Annotated in this window: 13 protein-coding genes and 3 tRNA genes; 9 read left to right on the top strand and 7 right to left on the bottom strand. The window is 34.6% G+C overall.

Annotated elements, in window-relative coordinates; all coding sequences use genetic code 11:
* Positions 1–10 precede the first annotated feature (10 nt).
* The 4 genes from dnaN to htrA all read right to left on the bottom strand — a co-directional run bounded on the left by dnaN (position 11) and on the right by htrA (position 4877).
* Positions 11–1147: a DNA polymerase III subunit beta gene (gene dnaN / locus SMSK597_RS12345; protein WP_000581172.1), complete on the bottom strand. Its 1137-nt coding sequence runs from the start codon at positions 1145–1147 to the stop codon at positions 11–13.
* A 158-nt stretch (positions 1148–1305) separates the two neighbouring features.
* Entirely contained in the window at positions 1306–2667 is a 1362-nt protein-coding gene (dnaA, locus tag SMSK597_RS12340) for a chromosomal replication initiator protein DnaA (protein WP_000660606.1), read from the bottom strand.
* Positions 2668–2879: 212 nt separating this feature from the next.
* Positions 2880–3638, bottom strand: a complete 759-nt coding sequence (locus SMSK597_RS12335) for a ParB/RepB/Spo0J family partition protein (protein WP_000410372.1) — start codon at positions 3636–3638, stop codon at positions 2880–2882.
* 57 nt (positions 3639–3695) lie between these two features.
* On the bottom strand, positions 3696–4877 hold the full coding sequence (gene htrA, locus SMSK597_RS12330; RefSeq protein WP_000681605.1) for a serine protease HtrA: 1182 nt from the start codon (positions 4875–4877) through the stop codon (positions 3696–3698).
* Positions 4878–5059: 182 nt separating this feature from the next.
* Here htrA and rlmH point away from each other — a divergent pair, with 182 nt between their 5' ends.
* The 7 genes from rlmH to SMSK597_RS0103375 all read left to right on the top strand — a co-directional run bounded on the left by rlmH (position 5060) and on the right by SMSK597_RS0103375 (position 8242).
* The gene (gene rlmH, locus SMSK597_RS12325; RefSeq protein WP_000695933.1) at positions 5060–5539 is read left to right on the top strand and encodes a 23S rRNA (pseudouridine(1915)-N(3))-methyltransferase RlmH; all 480 of its coding nucleotides are present in this window, start codon (positions 5060–5062) and stop codon (positions 5537–5539) included.
* A 47-nt stretch (positions 5540–5586) separates the two neighbouring features.
* Positions 5587–5660, top strand: a tRNA-Arg gene (locus tag SMSK597_RS0103395).
* Positions 5661–5821: 161 nt separating this feature from the next.
* Complete coding sequence (gene comC / locus SMSK597_RS12320) at positions 5822–5953, top strand: competence-stimulating peptide ComC (protein WP_004238647.1); 132 nt, start codon at positions 5822–5824, stop codon at positions 5951–5953.
* A 12-nt stretch (positions 5954–5965) separates the two neighbouring features.
* Positions 5966–7291 (top strand): competence system sensor histidine kinase ComD, encoded by a 1326-nt coding sequence (comD, locus tag SMSK597_RS0103390; RefSeq protein WP_025169714.1) that lies wholly within the window; start codon positions 5966–5968, stop codon positions 7289–7291.
* Complete coding sequence (comE, locus tag SMSK597_RS0103385; protein WP_000866068.1) at positions 7288–8040, top strand: competence system response regulator transcription factor ComE; 753 nt, start codon at positions 7288–7290, stop codon at positions 8038–8040. Before comD ends, comE begins: the two co-directional genes overlap by 4 nt.
* A gap of 51 nt (positions 8041–8091) precedes the next feature.
* Positions 8092–8163, top strand: a tRNA-Glu gene (locus SMSK597_RS0103380).
* A gap of 5 nt (positions 8164–8168) precedes the next feature.
* A tRNA-Asn gene (locus SMSK597_RS0103375) sits at positions 8169–8242 on the top strand.
* 40 nt (positions 8243–8282) lie between these two features.
* Here the strand turns inward: SMSK597_RS0103375 and SMSK597_RS12315 are convergent.
* Positions 8283–8825 carry a TetR/AcrR family transcriptional regulator gene (locus SMSK597_RS12315; protein ID WP_001158275.1) on the bottom strand — a complete coding sequence of 181 codons (543 nt, stop codon included), beginning with the start codon at positions 8823–8825 and terminating at the stop codon, positions 8283–8285.
* Between the two features lie 127 nt (positions 8826–8952).
* Between SMSK597_RS12315 and SMSK597_RS12310 the strand changes: the two genes are divergently transcribed.
* Entirely contained in the window at positions 8953–11595 is a 2643-nt protein-coding gene (locus SMSK597_RS12310) for a YhgE/Pip domain-containing protein (protein WP_000472081.1), read from the top strand.
* A 29-nt stretch (positions 11596–11624) separates the two neighbouring features.
* Here SMSK597_RS12310 and SMSK597_RS12305 read toward each other — a convergent pair whose 3' ends face one another.
* Both SMSK597_RS12305 and SMSK597_RS12300 read right to left on the bottom strand, forming a co-directional pair.
* Positions 11625–14168, bottom strand: coding sequence for a YfhO family protein (locus tag SMSK597_RS12305; RefSeq protein ID WP_000764973.1), 2544 nt, complete (start codon positions 14166–14168; stop codon positions 11625–11627).
* A gap of 61 nt (positions 14169–14229) precedes the next feature.
* A complete protein-coding gene (locus SMSK597_RS12300) occupies positions 14230–15852 on the bottom strand; it encodes an ATP-binding cassette domain-containing protein (protein WP_000958774.1) in 1623 nt (540 codons plus the stop codon).
* A gap of 205 nt (positions 15853–16057) precedes the next feature.
* On the opposite strand from SMSK597_RS12300, the gene trpS reads away from it, so the two are divergent.
* On the top strand, positions 16058–17083 hold the full coding sequence (gene trpS / locus SMSK597_RS12295) for a tryptophan--tRNA ligase (RefSeq protein ID WP_000165457.1): 1026 nt from the start codon (positions 16058–16060) through the stop codon (positions 17081–17083).
* The last annotated feature ends 48 nt before the right edge of the window (positions 17084–17131 follow it).

Below are 17131 nucleotides of genomic sequence, written 5' to 3'. Positions count from 1 at the left end.
CCTCTTTCACTTAATTTGTACGAACTGGGGTGATAAGTTGCATGAAGTCTTCGTCAGTATCTGCTGGCACAAGAGTAAATGGACGAACAGCTGAGATAAAGCTAATGGTCACCTTTTCGCTATTTAAAGCCTTAAGAGAATCAATCAAGTAAGTTGGGTTGAAACTAATGGTCAAATCTTCACCAGTAACCTGATCAGTATCGATTTCTTCGTTTACTTTACCAACTTCTGGAGAGTGAACATGGGCGCTAACAATCCCATCTTTAATTTCAAGTTTCACAGTACCATTTTGAGTAGCACTTGATAAAAGACGAGCACGTTCCATTGACTGGCGTAAGTTTACAACATCAAAAGTAATAGTAGTATTAAAGTCCGTTGGAATCAAACGATCTGTGTCAGGATAGTTCCCTTCGAGGAGACGAGTATAGAAGCTAATATTTTCGCTTCTAAAGAGGATTTGGTTATTGGCAAAGAAAATCTCTACAGTTTCGATATCATCTGTAAATACCGCTGAAAATTCGCGTAGAGAACGGCTAGGAATCACGACATCAAAATCATCACTATTTTTCTCAAGCGTTAATTTTTTCTGGCTTAGACGATGAGAGTCTGTTGCCACTGTTTTTAACTCTTTGTGTTGACTCAATACAAAATGAACACCTGTCAAAATTGGACGACTCTCTTGTGTACTTGCAGCAAAAGCTGTTTCATTAATAATTTTCTTGAGCAATTTTGTTTCAAGAACCAAAGGAGTGCTTGCTGAAATTTCTTGGATTCGTGGATATTGTTCACTATCTTTTCCTTTTAGGGTAATTTCTGATTTACCGCTGGTTAAAACAATTTGATTTTGTTCAATTTCTTTAAAATCAAGAGTCACATCAGGTAGACTAGATACAACATTGATGAAGAAAGAAGCTTCAAGAAGGATCGAACCTAAAGAAGTAATTAACAAACCAGCATCTTCATTTTTTTGAGAAATAAAATTTTCAATTGAAATTTGACCATTTGAACCAATTAAAGTAACACCTTCATTGGTTACGTCAATTTTTACGGTTGATAAAATAGGAATGGCATTTTTAGAGCTAATAGCTCTCTTAGTAGTATTTAAGGCTTGTAGAAATAAATTTTTATTAATTGAAAAATGAATCATGGATTCTCCTTTATTTATTTTTAGTATTAGAAGGATAATAGTAATAATAGAGTCTGTGAAATCTGTGGAAAACAGACTAAAAGTAAGGCATACCTAGTTTTTGGGCTTGTTTAAAAAATGTGGATAAAAAAGATAATAAAGTAAAAGTTATCCACAAGTTATTTGATTTTCTTTTTGATGGATTCAATTTCTAAACGTAAATTATCGTCTTCATCAATCAAAGATTTAATTTTTGCATGGGCATGAATGACTGTTGTATGGTCTTTTCCACCAAATTCCTTCCCAATTTTTGGAAGACTATTATCTGTTAGTTCTCTAGATAAATACATGGCTACTTGACGGGCTAAAACAATATTTTGAAGGCGTCTGCTTCCCTTCATTTCTTTGATACTGACACCATAAAAGTTACCAACTTCATTTTGGATTTTGTCAATTGGGATGACGAGCATTTGGCTAACATCTTGTTTGCGAGCTCTAATAGCTTCTGCAGCAATATCAATAGTGATATCCTTGATTTTTTTTACTCGGGCAATTAAAGTGATGTCGTTGATAGCTCCCTCAAGATCTCGAACATTTGAATCAAATTGCCCAGCTAGGTATTCTAGAGTATCACTTTGAAAATTGTAGCCTAAATGTTCCGTTTTACTTTGTAAAATGGCAATGCGTGTTTCAAAGTCAGGAGGTGTGATAGTTTGGGTTAACCCCCAACTAAAGCGAGTGACAAGCCTTTCTTCGAGTCCTTCTAAATGCTTTGGACTTCTATCACTGGTTAGGACAATCTGTTTTTGCTTGTCATGAAGGGCATTAAAAGTATTGAAAAATTCTTCCTGAGTTGCGACTTTTTTTCCGCTGAGTGACTGGATATCATCGATTAACAAAAGATCAAGACTACGATAGGTTTTTTTAAACTTTTCCATTTCCCCAAGTCTTAGGTGATCAAGAAAGTCATTAATAAAGCTTTCAGCGGGTATGTATTTGACACGCGCATTTGGAATATTTTTTAGAATTTCATTTCCAATAGCGTTTAACAGGTGAGTCTTACCAAGCCCAGGTCCTCCATAGATAAAAAGAGGATTATATGTCAAGGCCAAATCTTCAGAGACAGCCAAAGCGGCTGATACTGCCCAAACATTTCCATCCCCTTGAATAAAATTATCAAAGGTATACTTTTCTTTTAACCCAGTATCCGAATAAGGAATAGATGCTAACTTTGGACTATAATCATAAAGAGTTGAATTTGTAGCTTCTTCAACTTGTGAGATAGCCGTATCTTGAGGTTTGGTGAAAATATAGTGGGGAGTTATCTCAGCATCATAAATTTCAAATCCAGCAACTACAATAATATCTTTTAGTTGTTTTTCCCAGACCATTTCCATTTCAGATCGTGGTAAAAATATAGTAGCAACATTTTCCTCTACTTTGATGAGTTCAGCTTGAATAGCATAGAAATCATACATGGATCGAGTTAGTCTTTCTTGCGCAAATTCTAAGATACGATTCCAAAATTGTTTTTCTTTCAATCATCCCTCCTCCTTTACTATTTAAAAGTTTAATGCTAGACTTATTTTACCATAGATAGTAAGAATTTTCCACAAGCTGTGGGAAATAATCCACAATGTTATCAAGTTTTATCCACAGGTTGGGGATAAAGTCAGAAACTATTGATTTATTAAGCTTTTTATTGAAAAATATAGTGGATAACCTTGTGAGATAAAAAAATAAAAGAACAGCCTTATTTCAGGCTGTTGATAATTCTACTGTATTCTTCTTGGTTTGAAAAAGAAATAATGATTTTTCCACTATCTTTTTTAGATAGTTTGATTTCTACATCTAATCCGAGTAGTTTTTTTAACTGTTCTTCTTCATTTTGTATGAAATGATCATTTTCTTGCAGTTTCTTTTGTTTTTTCTCTGTCAGAAGAGCTTCTAACTTCCTTACAGAAATATCTTCTTCTATAATCCGTTGAAAGAAATAGTCTTGTTGTTCCTTATTCAACCCAACTAGCGAACGAGCATGCGCTTGTGATAGTTTGCCATTTTCTACTTCTGAGAGAATCTGTTCTGGCAAGGAAAGCAAACGAATGGAGTTGCTGATATATGGACGAGACTTGCCCATTTTATCTGCAATTTCAGCATGGGTGAATCCTTTCTCTACGAGAGATTCATAGGCGCGTGCTTCTTCTATTGGGTTTAAATTTTCTCTTTGTAAATTTTCAATAATGGACTGGACCATCATCTCTTGGTCTGAAAGCTGTTTAACAACAGCAGGGATAGACCTTAGACCAGCTAAAAGTGAAGCCCGATAGCGTCTCTCTCCTGCAAGGATTTCATAACCAATTACAGGAGATTGACGAACAATAATCGGTTGAATGATCCCATTTTCTTTGATAGACTGTGCTAGTTCATCTAGTTTTTCTCTATCAAATTCTTTTCGAGGTTGATAAGGATTTTTTTGTATATCTGTGATAGAAATCATTTCAAATTTTTCCATGATTCTACACTAACACATCTTTTCTCTTATGTAAAGTTTTCTTTACATAGATGTCAATTAAGATTCTAAATCACCTGAACTCTTGTCAAGTTTAATAGATGTAGTTTCTTCTTTACCGTTACGATAGTAAGTTATTTTAATAGTGTCTCCGATAGAATGATTGTAAAGAGCACTTTGTAAGTCTGTTGATGAAGCAATCTCTTTGTCATCTACTTTTGTAATAACATCGTATTTTTCAAGGTGACCATTTGCAGGCATATTACTTTGCACAGAACGAACAACTACACCAGATGTTACACTGCTTGGAATATTCAGTCTTCTAATATCACTTGTATTAATATTTGAGAGATTGACCATTTGGATGCCCAAAGCTGGACGCGTCACTTTTCCGTTCTTTTCCAACTGTTCAATAATATTGATAGCATCATTTGCAGGTATTGCGAAACCAAGGCCTTCTACAGAGGTTCCTCCATTTGTGGCAATTTTACTTGAGGTAATTCCGATAACCTGTCCTTGAATATTGATTAGTGGGCCACCAGAGTTACCTGGGTTAATAGCAGTATCAGTTTGGATGGCTTTTGTAGAAATGGCTTGTCCATCTTCAGATTTTAAAGATACATTTCGATTAAGACTAGATACGATACCTTGAGTGACAGTATTTGCATACTCAGAACCTAACGGGCTACCAATAGCAATAGCAGTTTCTCCTACGGTTAACTTGCTAGAATTACCAAACTCAGCTACTGTTGTAACTTTTTCTGAAGAGATTTTGACGACAGCAATATCAGAGAAAGTGTCAGCTCCGACAATTTCTCCAGGTACTTTAGTCCCATCTGACAATCGAATATCTACTTTGCTGGCGCCATTTATAACGTGATTATTGGTGACGATGTAAGCTTCTTTATCATTCTTTTTATAAATAACGCCAGATCCTTCACTAGAGATTTGCTGAGAATCTGTATCAGTATCATCATTACCAAATACGCTATTTTGTCTATTTGCTGAATAAGTAATAACAGAAACAACGGCATCTTTTACTTTATTAACAGCCTGCGTTGTTGAATTTTCGTTCTTATAGGCAGTTTGTGTAATAGTACTATTGTTGTTAGAGTTGCTTACACTACTTTTTTGAGTTAGTTGAGTTATTGAAAAGCTACCCAAGGCTCCACTAAAAAAGCTAATGACGATAACGACTAATAATTGAAACCATTTTTTATAAAATGTTTTTAGATGTTTCATATTTGCCTCCATATGTTTGAATTACTGAAAGTATAAACTGACTAGCTTAATTATAACTTAAACACAAAAGTTTTTCACAGATTGTGGATAACTTCCAAAAATCTGTGGTTTTCTCGGTTAAAATTAACCTTTTATTTTGTGAATAAGATGTGAAAAAATAGAGAATATGTTAGAATAGAGTCATGAAAATTAAAGTTGTAACAGTTGGAAAACTGAAAGAAAAGTACTTAAAAGATGGTATCGCAGAGTATTCAAAACGAATTTCTCGATTTGCTAAGCTTGAAATGATTGAGCTAGCAGATGAAAAAACACCAGATAAGGCCAGTGAGTCAGAAAATCAAAAGATTTTAGAAATAGAAGGGCAGAGAATTTTATCAAAAGTTGCTGACCGTGATTTTGTTATTGCGTTAGCTATTGAAGGGAAAGCTTTCTCCTCGGAAGAATTTAGTAAGCAGTTAGAAGAAGCTTCTATAAAAGGATTTTCTACTCTTACCTTTATTATTGGAGGGAGTTTAGGATTATCATCAGCTGTAAAAAAGAGAGCCAATCTTTCTGTTAGTTTTGGTCGCTTAACCTTGCCCCATCAGTTAATGAGACTAGTTCTTGTTGAACAAATCTATCGCGCTTTTACGATTCAGCAGGGCTCTCCCTATCATAAATAAGAAAATTGTAACTTTTTAATTGAATTTTTGGTAGAATGATTGTGTTAGGTCTCATAGCTCAGCTGGATAGAGCATTCGCCTTCTAAGCGAACGGTCGCAGGTTCGAATCCTGCTGGGATCAATATAGTAGCAAAGCTGGGAATTTTCCCAGCTTTTTTCTTAAAAAAGTACACTTGGGGAGAAAAAAATGACAGTTGAGAGAATTTTATTTAAAATGAAATTCCATTTTGTATAATAGTTTTTGTAAGTTAGCTTACAAAAAAATATTTAGGAGATTTTATTATGAAAAACACAGTTAAATTGGAACAGTTTGTAGCCTTGAAGGAAAAAGACTTGCAAAAGATTCGAGGTGGGGAGATGAGGAGAATAGATGAAAAATTAGTTGGTATATTTAATTTCTTTAGAAGAAGATAAAGGAGTAGCAGAATGGATTTTTTCTTATTAGTAGATTTGATATTATATCTTGTAATCATTTGTCACAGTTACCATTTAATTTGTAAAGGTCAAATAAAAGCAAAGGAACTATACGTTTTTGGTGCTTATACATTACTAGTAGAAGTAGTACTTGAACTTTTCTTCTATTTTCTATCTTTACATGGGTTAGGGATTGCAACATTTTTATTTCCTTTGGGGTTATATTCCTATTTTCGATGGATTAAACAGTATGAGAGGGATAGAGGACTATTCTTAAGTTTACTACTAACTCTTTTATATGAGAGCACTCATAACTTTCTGTCCGTAACTTTCTCCTCTATAACAGGAGACAATTTTGTTTTACAATATTATGGCCTATTCTTTTTCGTTGTAACGGTGTTGACTTATGTCGTTATCGTAACAATCATTCGTTATTTCCATTTGGAACTAAACTATTTTGACAAAGACTACCTATATCCTTTTTTGAAAAAAGTCTTTTTTGCTTTACTACTGCTACATATTGTATCTTTCGTTTCAGATATGGTAAGTACAATTAAACATTTGAATAGTTTTGGAAGTATTTTATCATCTATCGTCTTTATTTCTCTCCTTTTGACCTTCTTTGCAATGAATTCGCATAAAGAACAAATAGAAAAAGAGATTGCTTTGAAGCAGAAGAAATTTGAACAGAAACATTTACAAAACTACACAGATGAAATTGTCGGTCTGTATAATGAAATTCGTGGTTTTCGACATGACTATGCTGGGATGCTTGTCAGCATGCAGATGGCAATTGACAGTGGTAATTTACAGGAAATTGACAGAGTTTATAATGAAGTTTTGGTCAAAGCAAATTATAAACTGCGTTCAGATAAGTACACTTACTTTGATTTGAACAATATAGAAGATTCAGCTTTACGAAGTTTGGTTGCTCAGTCCATTGTCTATGCTCGAAATAATGGTGTAGAGTTTACACTGGAAGTAAAAGATACGATTACCAAGCTCCCAATTGAACTATTGGATTTGGTTCGTATCATTAGCGTTTTATTGAATAATGCTGTCGAAGGATCGGCCGATAGTTATAAAAAGCAGATGGAAGTAGCAGTTATTAAAATGGAAACTGAAACAGTGATTGTGATTCAGAATTCATGTAAAATGACGATGACTCCTTCAGGAGATCTATTTGCTTTAGGATTCTCTACTAAGGGAAGAAATCGCGGAGTAGGATTAAATAATGTGAAAGAACTACTAGATAAGTACAACAATATTATTTTAGAAACAGAGATGGAAGGCAGTACATTTAGACAAATTATTAGATTTAAGAGGGAATTTGAATGAAAGTTTTAATTTTAGAAGATGTTATTGAACATCAAGTGAGACTAGAGAGAATATTGGATGAAATTTCGAAAGAATCGAATATTCCAATATCATACAAGACAACGGGAAAAGTCCGTGAATTTGAAGAATACATTGAAAACGATGAAGTAAATCAGCTTTATTTCCTAGATATTGATATTCATGGAATTGAGAAAAAGGGATTTGAAGTGGCTCAGCTCATTCGTCATTACAATCCTTACGCTATTATCGTCTTTATCACCAGTCGATCAGAGTTTGCGACTTTGACCTATAAATACCAGGTATCAGCCCTAGATTTCGTTGATAAGGATATCAATGATGAGATGTTCAAGAAGAGAATTGAGCAAAATATTTTCTACACGAAGAGTATGTTACTTGAAAATGAAGATGTTGTAGATTATTTTGATTACAATTACAAGGGAAATGATTTAAAAATTCCTTACCATGATATTTTGTATATTGAAACGACAGGAGTCTCTCATAAATTGCGCATTATTGGTAAGAATTTTGCCAAAGAATTTTACGGTACCATGACAGATATTCAGGAAAAGGATAAACATACCCAACGATTTTATTCTCCTCATAAGTCATTTTTGGTAAATATAGGCAATATCAGAGAAATTGACCGAAAGAATCTAGAAGTTGTTTTCTATGAAGATCATCGCTGTCCTATTTCAAGGTTAAAAATTAGAAAGTTAAAAGATATTTTAGATAAAAAATCTCAAAAGTGATTGACAATTAGTAAGAAATTGATATAATGGTTATATCTGCTACAGATAGAAGGTCCGTTGGTCAAGGGGTTAAGACACCGCCTTTTCACGGCGGTAACACGGGTTCGAATCCCGTACGGACTATTTTATCCGCCATAGCTCAGTTGGTAGTAGCGCATGACTGTTAATCATGATGTCGTAGGTTCGAGTCCTACTGGCGGAGTATAGATAAAAGGGAACACAACTGTGTTCCTCTTTTTGTATCAATTTGTATCACCAAGCATCTTCATAAGGAAGTCTGTTATTTCTTGAGGACTTTCTTTTTTTCCATGTGCAATCCAAGTTTGGCAGACACCAAAAAGTGCGTGAGTTAGATAAATACTACTATATTCTAATTCAGTGGTATTGAGATTCAGTTGCATAAATCGCTTTTGTAAATCTGTACTGAGCATGATATGAAGTTTATTTCGTAAGAAATTTTGGATTTCTTTGGTCCCATTTTCAGAAAGAAGAGCAGCCAGAAGTGGTTCTGACTCTAGATATTCAAATACTTCTAAAATAGCATCTCTTTTGTGATGAGCATGTTTTTGAAAAATATATTCAAATGTATGAAATAGCTTGCTTTGATAGTGCTCGATCATATCATACTTATCCTTATAGTGCGTATAGAAGCTGGAACGACTAATTCCGGCTTTTTCTGCTAACTTGACAGTAGAAATTTGATCAAATGGTTGTTCCATTAGTAATTGTACCATAGCATTTTCAATAGTTCTCTTTGTTTTTAAGCGTTTGTTACTTTCTTGCATATTTCCTCCTTGTAAACAAATTAGACTATATGTCTAAAAATGGATTTTTTATCTTGTAATTTAGATTTTTTAATGTATAATCTATTATATCAAAATTTTAGACAATATGTTTAAAAAAGGAGAAACTATGTTTAAAGAATGGAAAGCAATTTTAAAAAAACCAACCTTTATTATTGTCATGATAGGGATTTCTCTTATTCCAGCTCTGTACAATATCATATTTTTGTCATCAATGTGGGATCCATATGGTCAATTGTCTGACTTACCTGTGGCCGTTGTCAATAATGATAAAGAGGCCTCTTATAATGGTAATAGCATGTCTATAGGAAAAGACATGGTGTCTAATTTAGAGCAAAATAAATCCTTGGATTTTCATTTTGTAGATGAAGAAGAAGGTAAGAAGGGTTTAGAAAATGGCGATTACTATATGGTAGTAACTTTACCAAGTGATTTATCTGAAAAAGCATCTTCTATTTTAACGGATCATCCAGAGCAAATGCAAATCGATTATCAGACTTCAAGTGGTCATAGTTTTATTGCCAGCAAGATGAGTGATTCTGCTATGACACAATTAAAGCAGAGTGTTTCTACCAATGTAACCGAGACCTATACTAAAGCTTTATTCAATAAAATGGTCGATTTAAAGGATGGTATGAGTCAAGCAGCTTCAGGTAGTGAAAAATTAACTGATGGAGCTAATCAATTAGTGACAGGAAGTCAAACATTAACTACTAACCTACACTCTTTAGCAGATTCAAGTTTAACATTTTCAAATGGAACGGAACAGTTTACTAGAGGATTATACTCTTATGTTTCTGGTGTCGAACAACTTCATCTTGGCTTAGGAAATTTTAATAGTGGTTTAGTTACATATACTGGTGCAGTGAGTCAACTAGATAGCGGATTAGGTCAATTATCTTCTAAAAGTCCTGAATTAGTAGGAGGAATCAATCAACTATATACTGGTGTAGAGTCCTATACTGGCGGTGTTTCTCAGCTTAATGCTGGTCTTAATCAATTTTCATCTGGTGTTAGTGCCTATACAAATGGAGTGGGAAATCTTGCAACAGGTGCTAATCAGTTATCTAATCAATTAGCTACACTTCGAATGGGGGTGGAGCAATTAAGTGAAGGGATTCAACAACTTTCTAGCAAGTTAGATGCTTCGTCTGGGAAAAAAAATCAAATTAATCAATTATCTTCTGGTCTGAATCAGTTAAATCAAGCCATTCAAAATATTGATGTTGGAGATACAAAACAATTAGATTCTGTTTTATCAAGTATAGTATCTCTTTCTAATCAAATGTTAGCAAGTGCTCAGTCTGATAAAGCGACTACATTAGCCAATATTCAATCGACAGCAGCTTATCAATCTTTGACAAGTGAGCAACAAGCTGAAATAAGTGCTTCTGTATCTCAAAATTCGACTGATAGTATTCAATCGGCTCAGTCAATTGTAGCTTTAGTTAAAGGTTTACAGGGAAGTTTAGAAAACTTACAAAATAAATCTTCTAATCTTTCGATTTTAAAAAATCAAGCTAATCAAGTATTACCGATTGCTTCTACTTCTTTGACAGGATTGTCAAGTGGATTAACAGAGATACAAGGAGCTGTTACTAGCAAATTAGTTCCTGACAGTCAGTCGATTGCATTAGGTGTAAAGGTATATACTACAGGTGTTGATAAAGTTTCTCAAGGCGCAAGTCAACTAAGTGAAAAGAATTCTACCTTGACAGGTAGTTTGGATCAACTAGTTTCAGGCTCAACTACCTTGACACAAAAATCATCTAACTTGACAGCAGGAGTTGGTCAATTAGTTGAAAAAACTCCAGAATTAGTGTCTGGTATTGAAAAATTATCAACTGGCTCCAGTCAATTGAATCAAAAGAGTCAAGAATTGATAGCAGGAGTTGATAAATTGCAGTCAGGATCTAACAAACTAGCTGACAAATCTAGTCAGTTAATTTCAGGTGCTTCTCAATTAGAAAGTGGAGCTAATAAATTGGCAGATGGATCTGGGAAACTTGCAGAAGGTGGAACAAAGTTAACTTCTGGATTGGAAGGTTTACAGATAGGAGTTGCTTCTTTGGGACAAGGATTAGGTAATGCTAGTGATCAACTCAAGTCAGCATCAACAGAATCTAAAAATGCAGAGATTTTGTCAAATCCTCTCAGTCTATCCAAAACTGACAATGACCAAGTTCCTGTAAATGGAATTGCAATGGCTCCTTATATGATATCAGTTGCTCTCTTTGTTGCAGCAATATCAACGAATATGATCTTTGCGAAGTTGCCTTCAGGACGTCATCCAGAGAGCCGCTGGGCTTGGTTGAAATCTCGGGCTGAAATAAATGGTATTATAGCTGTTTTAGCAGGGATTTTAGTATATGGAGGAGTCCATCTTATTGGTCTAACTGCAAATCATGAGATGAGAACATTTATTCTCATTATCCTAACAAGTTTAGTATTCATGTCCATGGTAACCGCTTTAACAACATGGAATAGCCGTATAGGAGCTTTCTTTTCTCTTATTTTGCTTTTATTACAGTTAGCATCAAGTGCAGGTACTTACCCACTTGCTTTGACAAATGATTTCTTTAGAGCCATTAATCCTTGGTTACCAATGAGTTATTCAGTTTCGGGATTACGACAAACAATTTCTATGACAGGAAATATTCATCATCAAGTCATTTTCCTTGTTGTGATATTAGCCCTATTTACTGGTTTAGGTATGCTAGCCTATCAACCTAAGAAAATGGAGGAAGATTAAAAAAATCGACCAAGCAACTGGTCGATTTTTTATGTCTTAGATGACTTTCGTCTGTGATTATAGATTCCAAATAGTAAGAGAGAAGTAAAGGAACAGATTGCTCCAGTAATAAAACCATTGGGAATGAAGGAAAGTGTAATAGTTCCTTTCCCCTTGGAAACATCAACTTTCATAAATCCAGTTTGAGCTTGTTTAATTTCTATTTTCTTACCATCTTGGTAGGCAGACCAACCTTTGTCATAAGGAATGGTGAAGAAAATGGACGTATCTTGTTTAACATCATATCTAGCAAAGACTTTGTTTTTAGAAGTTGATACTGCGACAGGTTGTTCTTTAATTTTTTGAATTGCCTCGGTGAAAGTTTGGGTATCTAAACGATAGAAGGTAGGAGATTCAAATGATACTTGTGAATTTCCAGGGAAACTAACATTGATATTGAAAGTCTTTTTCTCTTTTGTATAGCCTAGATTAAAGAAGGAGAATGCATTATCAGTTGTAAAAGTTTTCTTTTTCCCATTGACAAGGATGTCAATCTTCTTTTGTTTGTCATTAGAAAAGTGAAGGTTTGTGAAAGAAAGATAAACTTGACTGTTTTCTGGCACTTCAATTTGATATTGGATTGCTGCATCCTCATTTGAAGAACTTGTGACACTAATCAAATCATCAGTATTCTCTGTTTTTTCATAGGGTATTGGAAAAAAATAATCAAAATTGACGTCAGCAAGTTGATTTAAAAACGAGGCCTGATTATCTAGAGTGTGTTCAGTGAACTTGACATCATTGTAAACAGATTGACTAGCAAAGGCAATCGGAAGAGAGAACTGGTTTTCATATAGGGTAAGATTATCTTTTTGATAGATATCTTTAAAACCATACTTATCAATAGGACTTTCTGAGATATTGTACTGGATGCCAAATAAACTATCAGCCAAAATACTATTATTGGCATAACGGAGATTGAGATTGGTCCCAGAGGATTTAAAACCAAGTTTATCTAAAGTAGAGCTTGCTGAACGATTTCGAACAGATGAAAATTGAGAGATTCCATTGTAGTTAAATTTCATACTGTCATTTCCTGTCTGAGTCTCTAGTTTCTCAGTACGAGTAAATGAATTCCCAATATATGTTGAGAAAGATTCCATAGCTGGGATATCTCTACTATATGCACTTCGAGAAGCAAATCCCCATTCCTTAGCAATTCCATCCATTTGAGATGAAGCATTTAAACTCATTTCAACCATTATAAATAAAGAGATTAGAATGGCAAATAGGTTTACAGAGATAAACTTTTTGATAACTGCAAGGAGTAAAAGCGAATAGACAACCAAAAATTCAAGAGTAAGCAGAATATTCAAATTTGTTAAAAAAGAATAATGTGATTTTAGATAGATGGTAGCGAAAAATCCTGTTACTATAAGAAAAAGCGAAACTAAAAAATTCCAGATTTTAATTTCTTTCAGACGATTTAAGACTTCCGCTGCTGTGTAAATTAACAAGGTAGAGAAAATCCAAGCATAGCGATGTAAAAACATGTTTGGAGTATGCATGCCTTGCCAAAATAAATCAAGAGCTTCAATATAAAAGCTTGCAATTAGAAATGTAAAGAAGATTGCATAGATAAGTTTCACGTGAAACTTAATAGATTTCAGCGTAAAAAATAAAATGGTCAAAATAAAGGGGAGTAGTCCAACAAAAATCATTGGGATGGCCCCATACTTTGTTGTGTCAAAGGAACCAATAAATTGCTTAGCAAAGAGATCAAGATACCAGCTACTTTCAGTTTGAAACTTTGTAATTTCAGTCAATTTTTCCCCGTGTGTCTGTAAATCAAACAGAGTGGGAATAGTCATAATCAAACTAGCCATACCAGCTAAAAAGGAGGTGATTATGAAATCAAGAAAAGATGATTTTCGAGTTTTAAAGTCCCAAGAAATTTGGCAGATATACCAGAAAATAAGAAATAATGCTGTCATATAGCCAAAATAATAGTTTTGGATAAATAAGATTGACAGACTTGTAAAGTATAATGAGGATTTCTTTTCAGTTATAAGTAGGTGTAAACCAGTTATAATTAAAGGAATCAAGATAAAAACATCCAGCCAGGTTTTTATCTCTAGTTGACTAACAGTGAAACTCATCAGAGCATAGGAAGTAGATAAAGCTAGTTTTAAAGATTTCGGAATATTTTTAAATAATTTATTTAAACTAAAGAAGGTTGACAGACCAATCAATCCAAATTTTAAGAGAGTTGTCAGATAGACAGCATCTGGCATATTTTTTAGATCAAAAAAGTAAACTAGTGGTGAAAAGAAACTACCCAAGTAATAACTAGATAGGGCATAGAAATTCAATCCGAGGCCACTTGTAAAGGTGTAAAACAGACTACCATTTCCATGTAGGATATTTCGTAAAGCTACATCAAAAATAACGTATTGATGAAAGCCATCTCCTAATAGTGGAGATGTATCGCTATTCCAGTAGATACCTTGAGATAGGTATACTCCTGTCATAATGACTATAGGAATGATGACAGAAATAAAATAGGTCCAATATGTTTTAAAAAATAATTTCATGTTACCTCATAAAATGTTAGAAAACTCAGCTGGCTAATCCAACTGAGTTTTGAAGTTTTATTTAGTCTTTCCAAAGTTCTTTAACTTTTGCTTGTACTTCTGCATTTTCTAGGAATTCATCATAGGTTTCATCGATACGGTCAATGACGCCATTTTTAGACAAGACAATGATATGGTTAGCTAGAGTTTGAATAAACTCGTGGTCATGGCTGGCAAAGATGATTGATTCTTTAAAGTTTTTCAATCCGTCGTTTAAACTTGAGATAGATTCCAAGTCCAAGTGATTGGTTGGATCATCGAGGACAAGCACATTTGATTTCAAGAGCATGAGTTTTGAAAGCATGACACGAACTTTTTCTCCTCCTGATAAGACGTTTACAGGTTTGTTAACTTCATCTCCAGAGAAGAGCATACGGCCGAGGAAACCGCGTAGGAAAGTATTGTCATCTTCTTCTTTACTTGCGAATTGACGCAACCAGTCAAGGATTGACTCTCCTCCTGCAAAATCTGCCGAGTTATCTTTTGGCAAGTAAGAACGGCTAGTAGTTACTCCCCACTTGACAGTTCCTTCATAGTCAATATCTCCCATGATTGCACGAATTAATGCAGTCGTTTGGATGTCATTTTGTCCAATAAGTGCTGTTTTATCACCTGGACGCAAGATAAAGCTGATATTATCTAAAATAGTCTCACCATCAATCTTTACAGTTAGATTTTCTACTGTCAAGAGATCATTACCAATTTCACGTTCCGCTTTAAAGTTGATAAATGGATATTTACGACTAGATGGTACAATCTCTTCTAGCTCAATCTTATCAAGCATTTTCTTACGTGATGTTGCCTGTCTTGACTTAGAAGCATTAGCAGAGAAACGAGCAACGAACTCTTGTAATTGCTTAATTTTTTCTTCTGCTTTAGCATTACGGTCTGCTAGCAATTTAGCAGCGAGCTCAGAAGATTCCTTCCAGAAGTCGTAGTTCCCGACATAGAGTTTGATTTTTCCAAAGTCAAGGTCGGCCATGTGAGTACATACTTTGTTTAAGAAGTGACGGTCGTGGGATACTACGATAACGGTGTTATCAAAATCAATCAAGAAGTCTTCTAGCCATGTAATTGATTGGATATCCAAACCATTGGTCGGCTCGTCCAAAAGAAGAACATCTGGTTTACCAAAAAGTGCTTTGGCGAGGAGAACCTTTACTTTTTCACCGTTGGCCAACTCGCTCATATTTTGATAGTGCAATTCTTCTGGGATATTTAGGTTTTGAAGGAGTTGAGAGGCTTCACTTTCTGCTTCCCATCCTCCAAGCTCGGCAAACTCTCCTTCGAGTTCGGCAGCACGCACTCCATCTTCGTCTGAGAAATCTTCCTTCATGTAGATGGCATCTTTCTCTTTCATGATGCTATAAAGTTTTTCATTTCCCATGATAACAACATCAATGGCACGTTCATCTTCATAGTCAAAGTGATTTTGACGAAGAACAGAGAGACGTTCATCTGGACCAAGAGAGATGTGACCAGTAGTAGGTTCGATATCTCCAGCTAAAATTTTTAAAAAGGTTGATTTTCCGGCACCATTAGCACCGATTAATCCATAAGTATTTCCTTCTGTAAATTTGATATTGACATCATCAAAAAGTTTGCGATCACTAAAACGTAGTGAAACATCAGATACTGTAAGCAATGTTTTTCTCCTATATGTGTAATATATTTATTCTACTAGAAAATACGGAAATATTCAAATTTTTATCTGTCAATTTTGTGTAAATTAAATTTACAGTATGCTTTACACAAATCCGTAAATAGCAAGGCTGATTTATTTTGATAAATTACGGTTATTTCATTAAAAAAATGCTATAATTGAAGGGACTATATCGAAGGAGAACAAAATGACTAAACCCATTATTTTAACAGGAGACCGTCCAACAGGAAAATTGCATATTGGACATTATGTTGGAAGTCTCAAAAATCGAGTATTATTACAGGAAGAGGATAAGTATGACATGTTTGTGTTCTTGGCTGACCAACAAGCCTTGACAGATCACGCCAAAGATCCTCAAACCATTGTAGAGTCTATTGGAAATGTGGCTTTGGATTATCTTGCAGTTGGATTGGATCCAAGTAAATCAACAATCTTTATTCAAAGTCAAATTCCAGAATTAGCTGAGTTGTCTATGTATTATATGAATCTGGTTTCATTAGCACGTCTGGAGCGTAATCCAACTGTCAAGACAGAAATTGCTCAGAAAGGATTTGGAGAAAGCATTCCGACAGGATTCTTGGTCTATCCAATAGCTCAAGCAGCTGACATCACAGCTTTCAAGGCTAATTATGTTCCTGTTGGGACAGATCAGAAACCAATGATTGAGCAAACTCGTGAAATTGTTCGTTCTTTTAACAATGCATATAACTGTGATGTCTTGGTAGAGCCGGAAGGTATTTATCCAGAAAATGAGAGAGCAGGGCGTTTGCCTGGTTTAGATGGAAATGCTAAAATGTCTAAATCACTCAATAATGGTATTTATTTAGCTGATGATGCGGATACTTTGCGTAAAAAAGTAATGAGTATGTATACAGATCCAGATCATATTCGAGTGGAAGATCCAGGTAAGATCGAAGGAAATATGGTTTTCCATTATCTAGATGTTTTTGGTCGCCCAGAAGATGCTCAAGAAATTGCTGATATGAAAGAACATTATCAACGAGGTGGTCTTGGTGATGTGAAGACCAAGCGTTATCTACTTGAAATATTAGAACGTGAACTTGGTCCTATTCGTGAGCGCCGTATTGAATTTGCTAAGGATATGGGAGAAGTTTATAATATGCTTCAAAAAGGTAGTGAAAGAGCGCGTGAAGTTGCAGGTCAAACCCTATCTGAGGTTAAAGGAGCAATGGGACTTCATTACTTTAACTAAGTTTATTTTACAAGAAACTATCATTTCTATCTCGAAGAAAAGATAGTT

The sequence above is a fragment of the Streptococcus mitis SK597 genome (assembly GCF_000148545.1).
GTDB classification, from domain to species: Bacteria; Bacillota; Bacilli; order Lactobacillales; family Streptococcaceae; genus Streptococcus; species Streptococcus mitis_C.
This window is presented reverse-complemented; position numbering and strand designations above follow the sequence as displayed.

Coding starts and splice junctions, on each gene's coding strand:
- htrA (WP_000681605.1), bottom strand. CDS start 4,877: ATGAAACATCTAAAAACATTTTATAAAAAATGGTTTCAATTATTAGTC.
- comC (WP_004238647.1), top strand. CDS start 5,822: ATGAAAAACACAGTTAAATTGGAACAGTTTGTAGCCTTGAAGGAAAAA.
- trpS (WP_000165457.1), top strand. CDS start 16,058: ATGACTAAACCCATTATTTTAACAGGAGACCGTCCAACAGGAAAATTG.
- comE (WP_000866068.1), top strand. CDS start 7,288: ATGAAAGTTTTAATTTTAGAAGATGTTATTGAACATCAAGTGAGACTA.
- SMSK597_RS12305 (WP_000764973.1), bottom strand. CDS start 14,168: ATGAAATTATTTTTTAAAACATATTGGACCTATTTTATTTCTGTCATC.
- rlmH (WP_000695933.1), top strand. CDS start 5,060: ATGAAAATTAAAGTTGTAACAGTTGGAAAACTGAAAGAAAAGTACTTA.
- SMSK597_RS12335 (WP_000410372.1), bottom strand. CDS start 3,638: ATGGAAAAATTTGAAATGATTTCTATCACAGATATACAAAAAAATCCT.
- SMSK597_RS12310 (WP_000472081.1), top strand. CDS start 8,953: ATGTTTAAAGAATGGAAAGCAATTTTAAAAAAACCAACCTTTATTATT.
- SMSK597_RS12315 (WP_001158275.1), bottom strand. CDS start 8,825: ATGCAAGAAAGTAACAAACGCTTAAAAACAAAGAGAACTATTGAAAAT.
- comD (WP_025169714.1), top strand. CDS start 5,966: ATGGATTTTTTCTTATTAGTAGATTTGATATTATATCTTGTAATCATT.
- dnaN (WP_000581172.1), bottom strand. CDS start 1,147: ATGATTCATTTTTCAATTAATAAAAATTTATTTCTACAAGCCTTAAAT.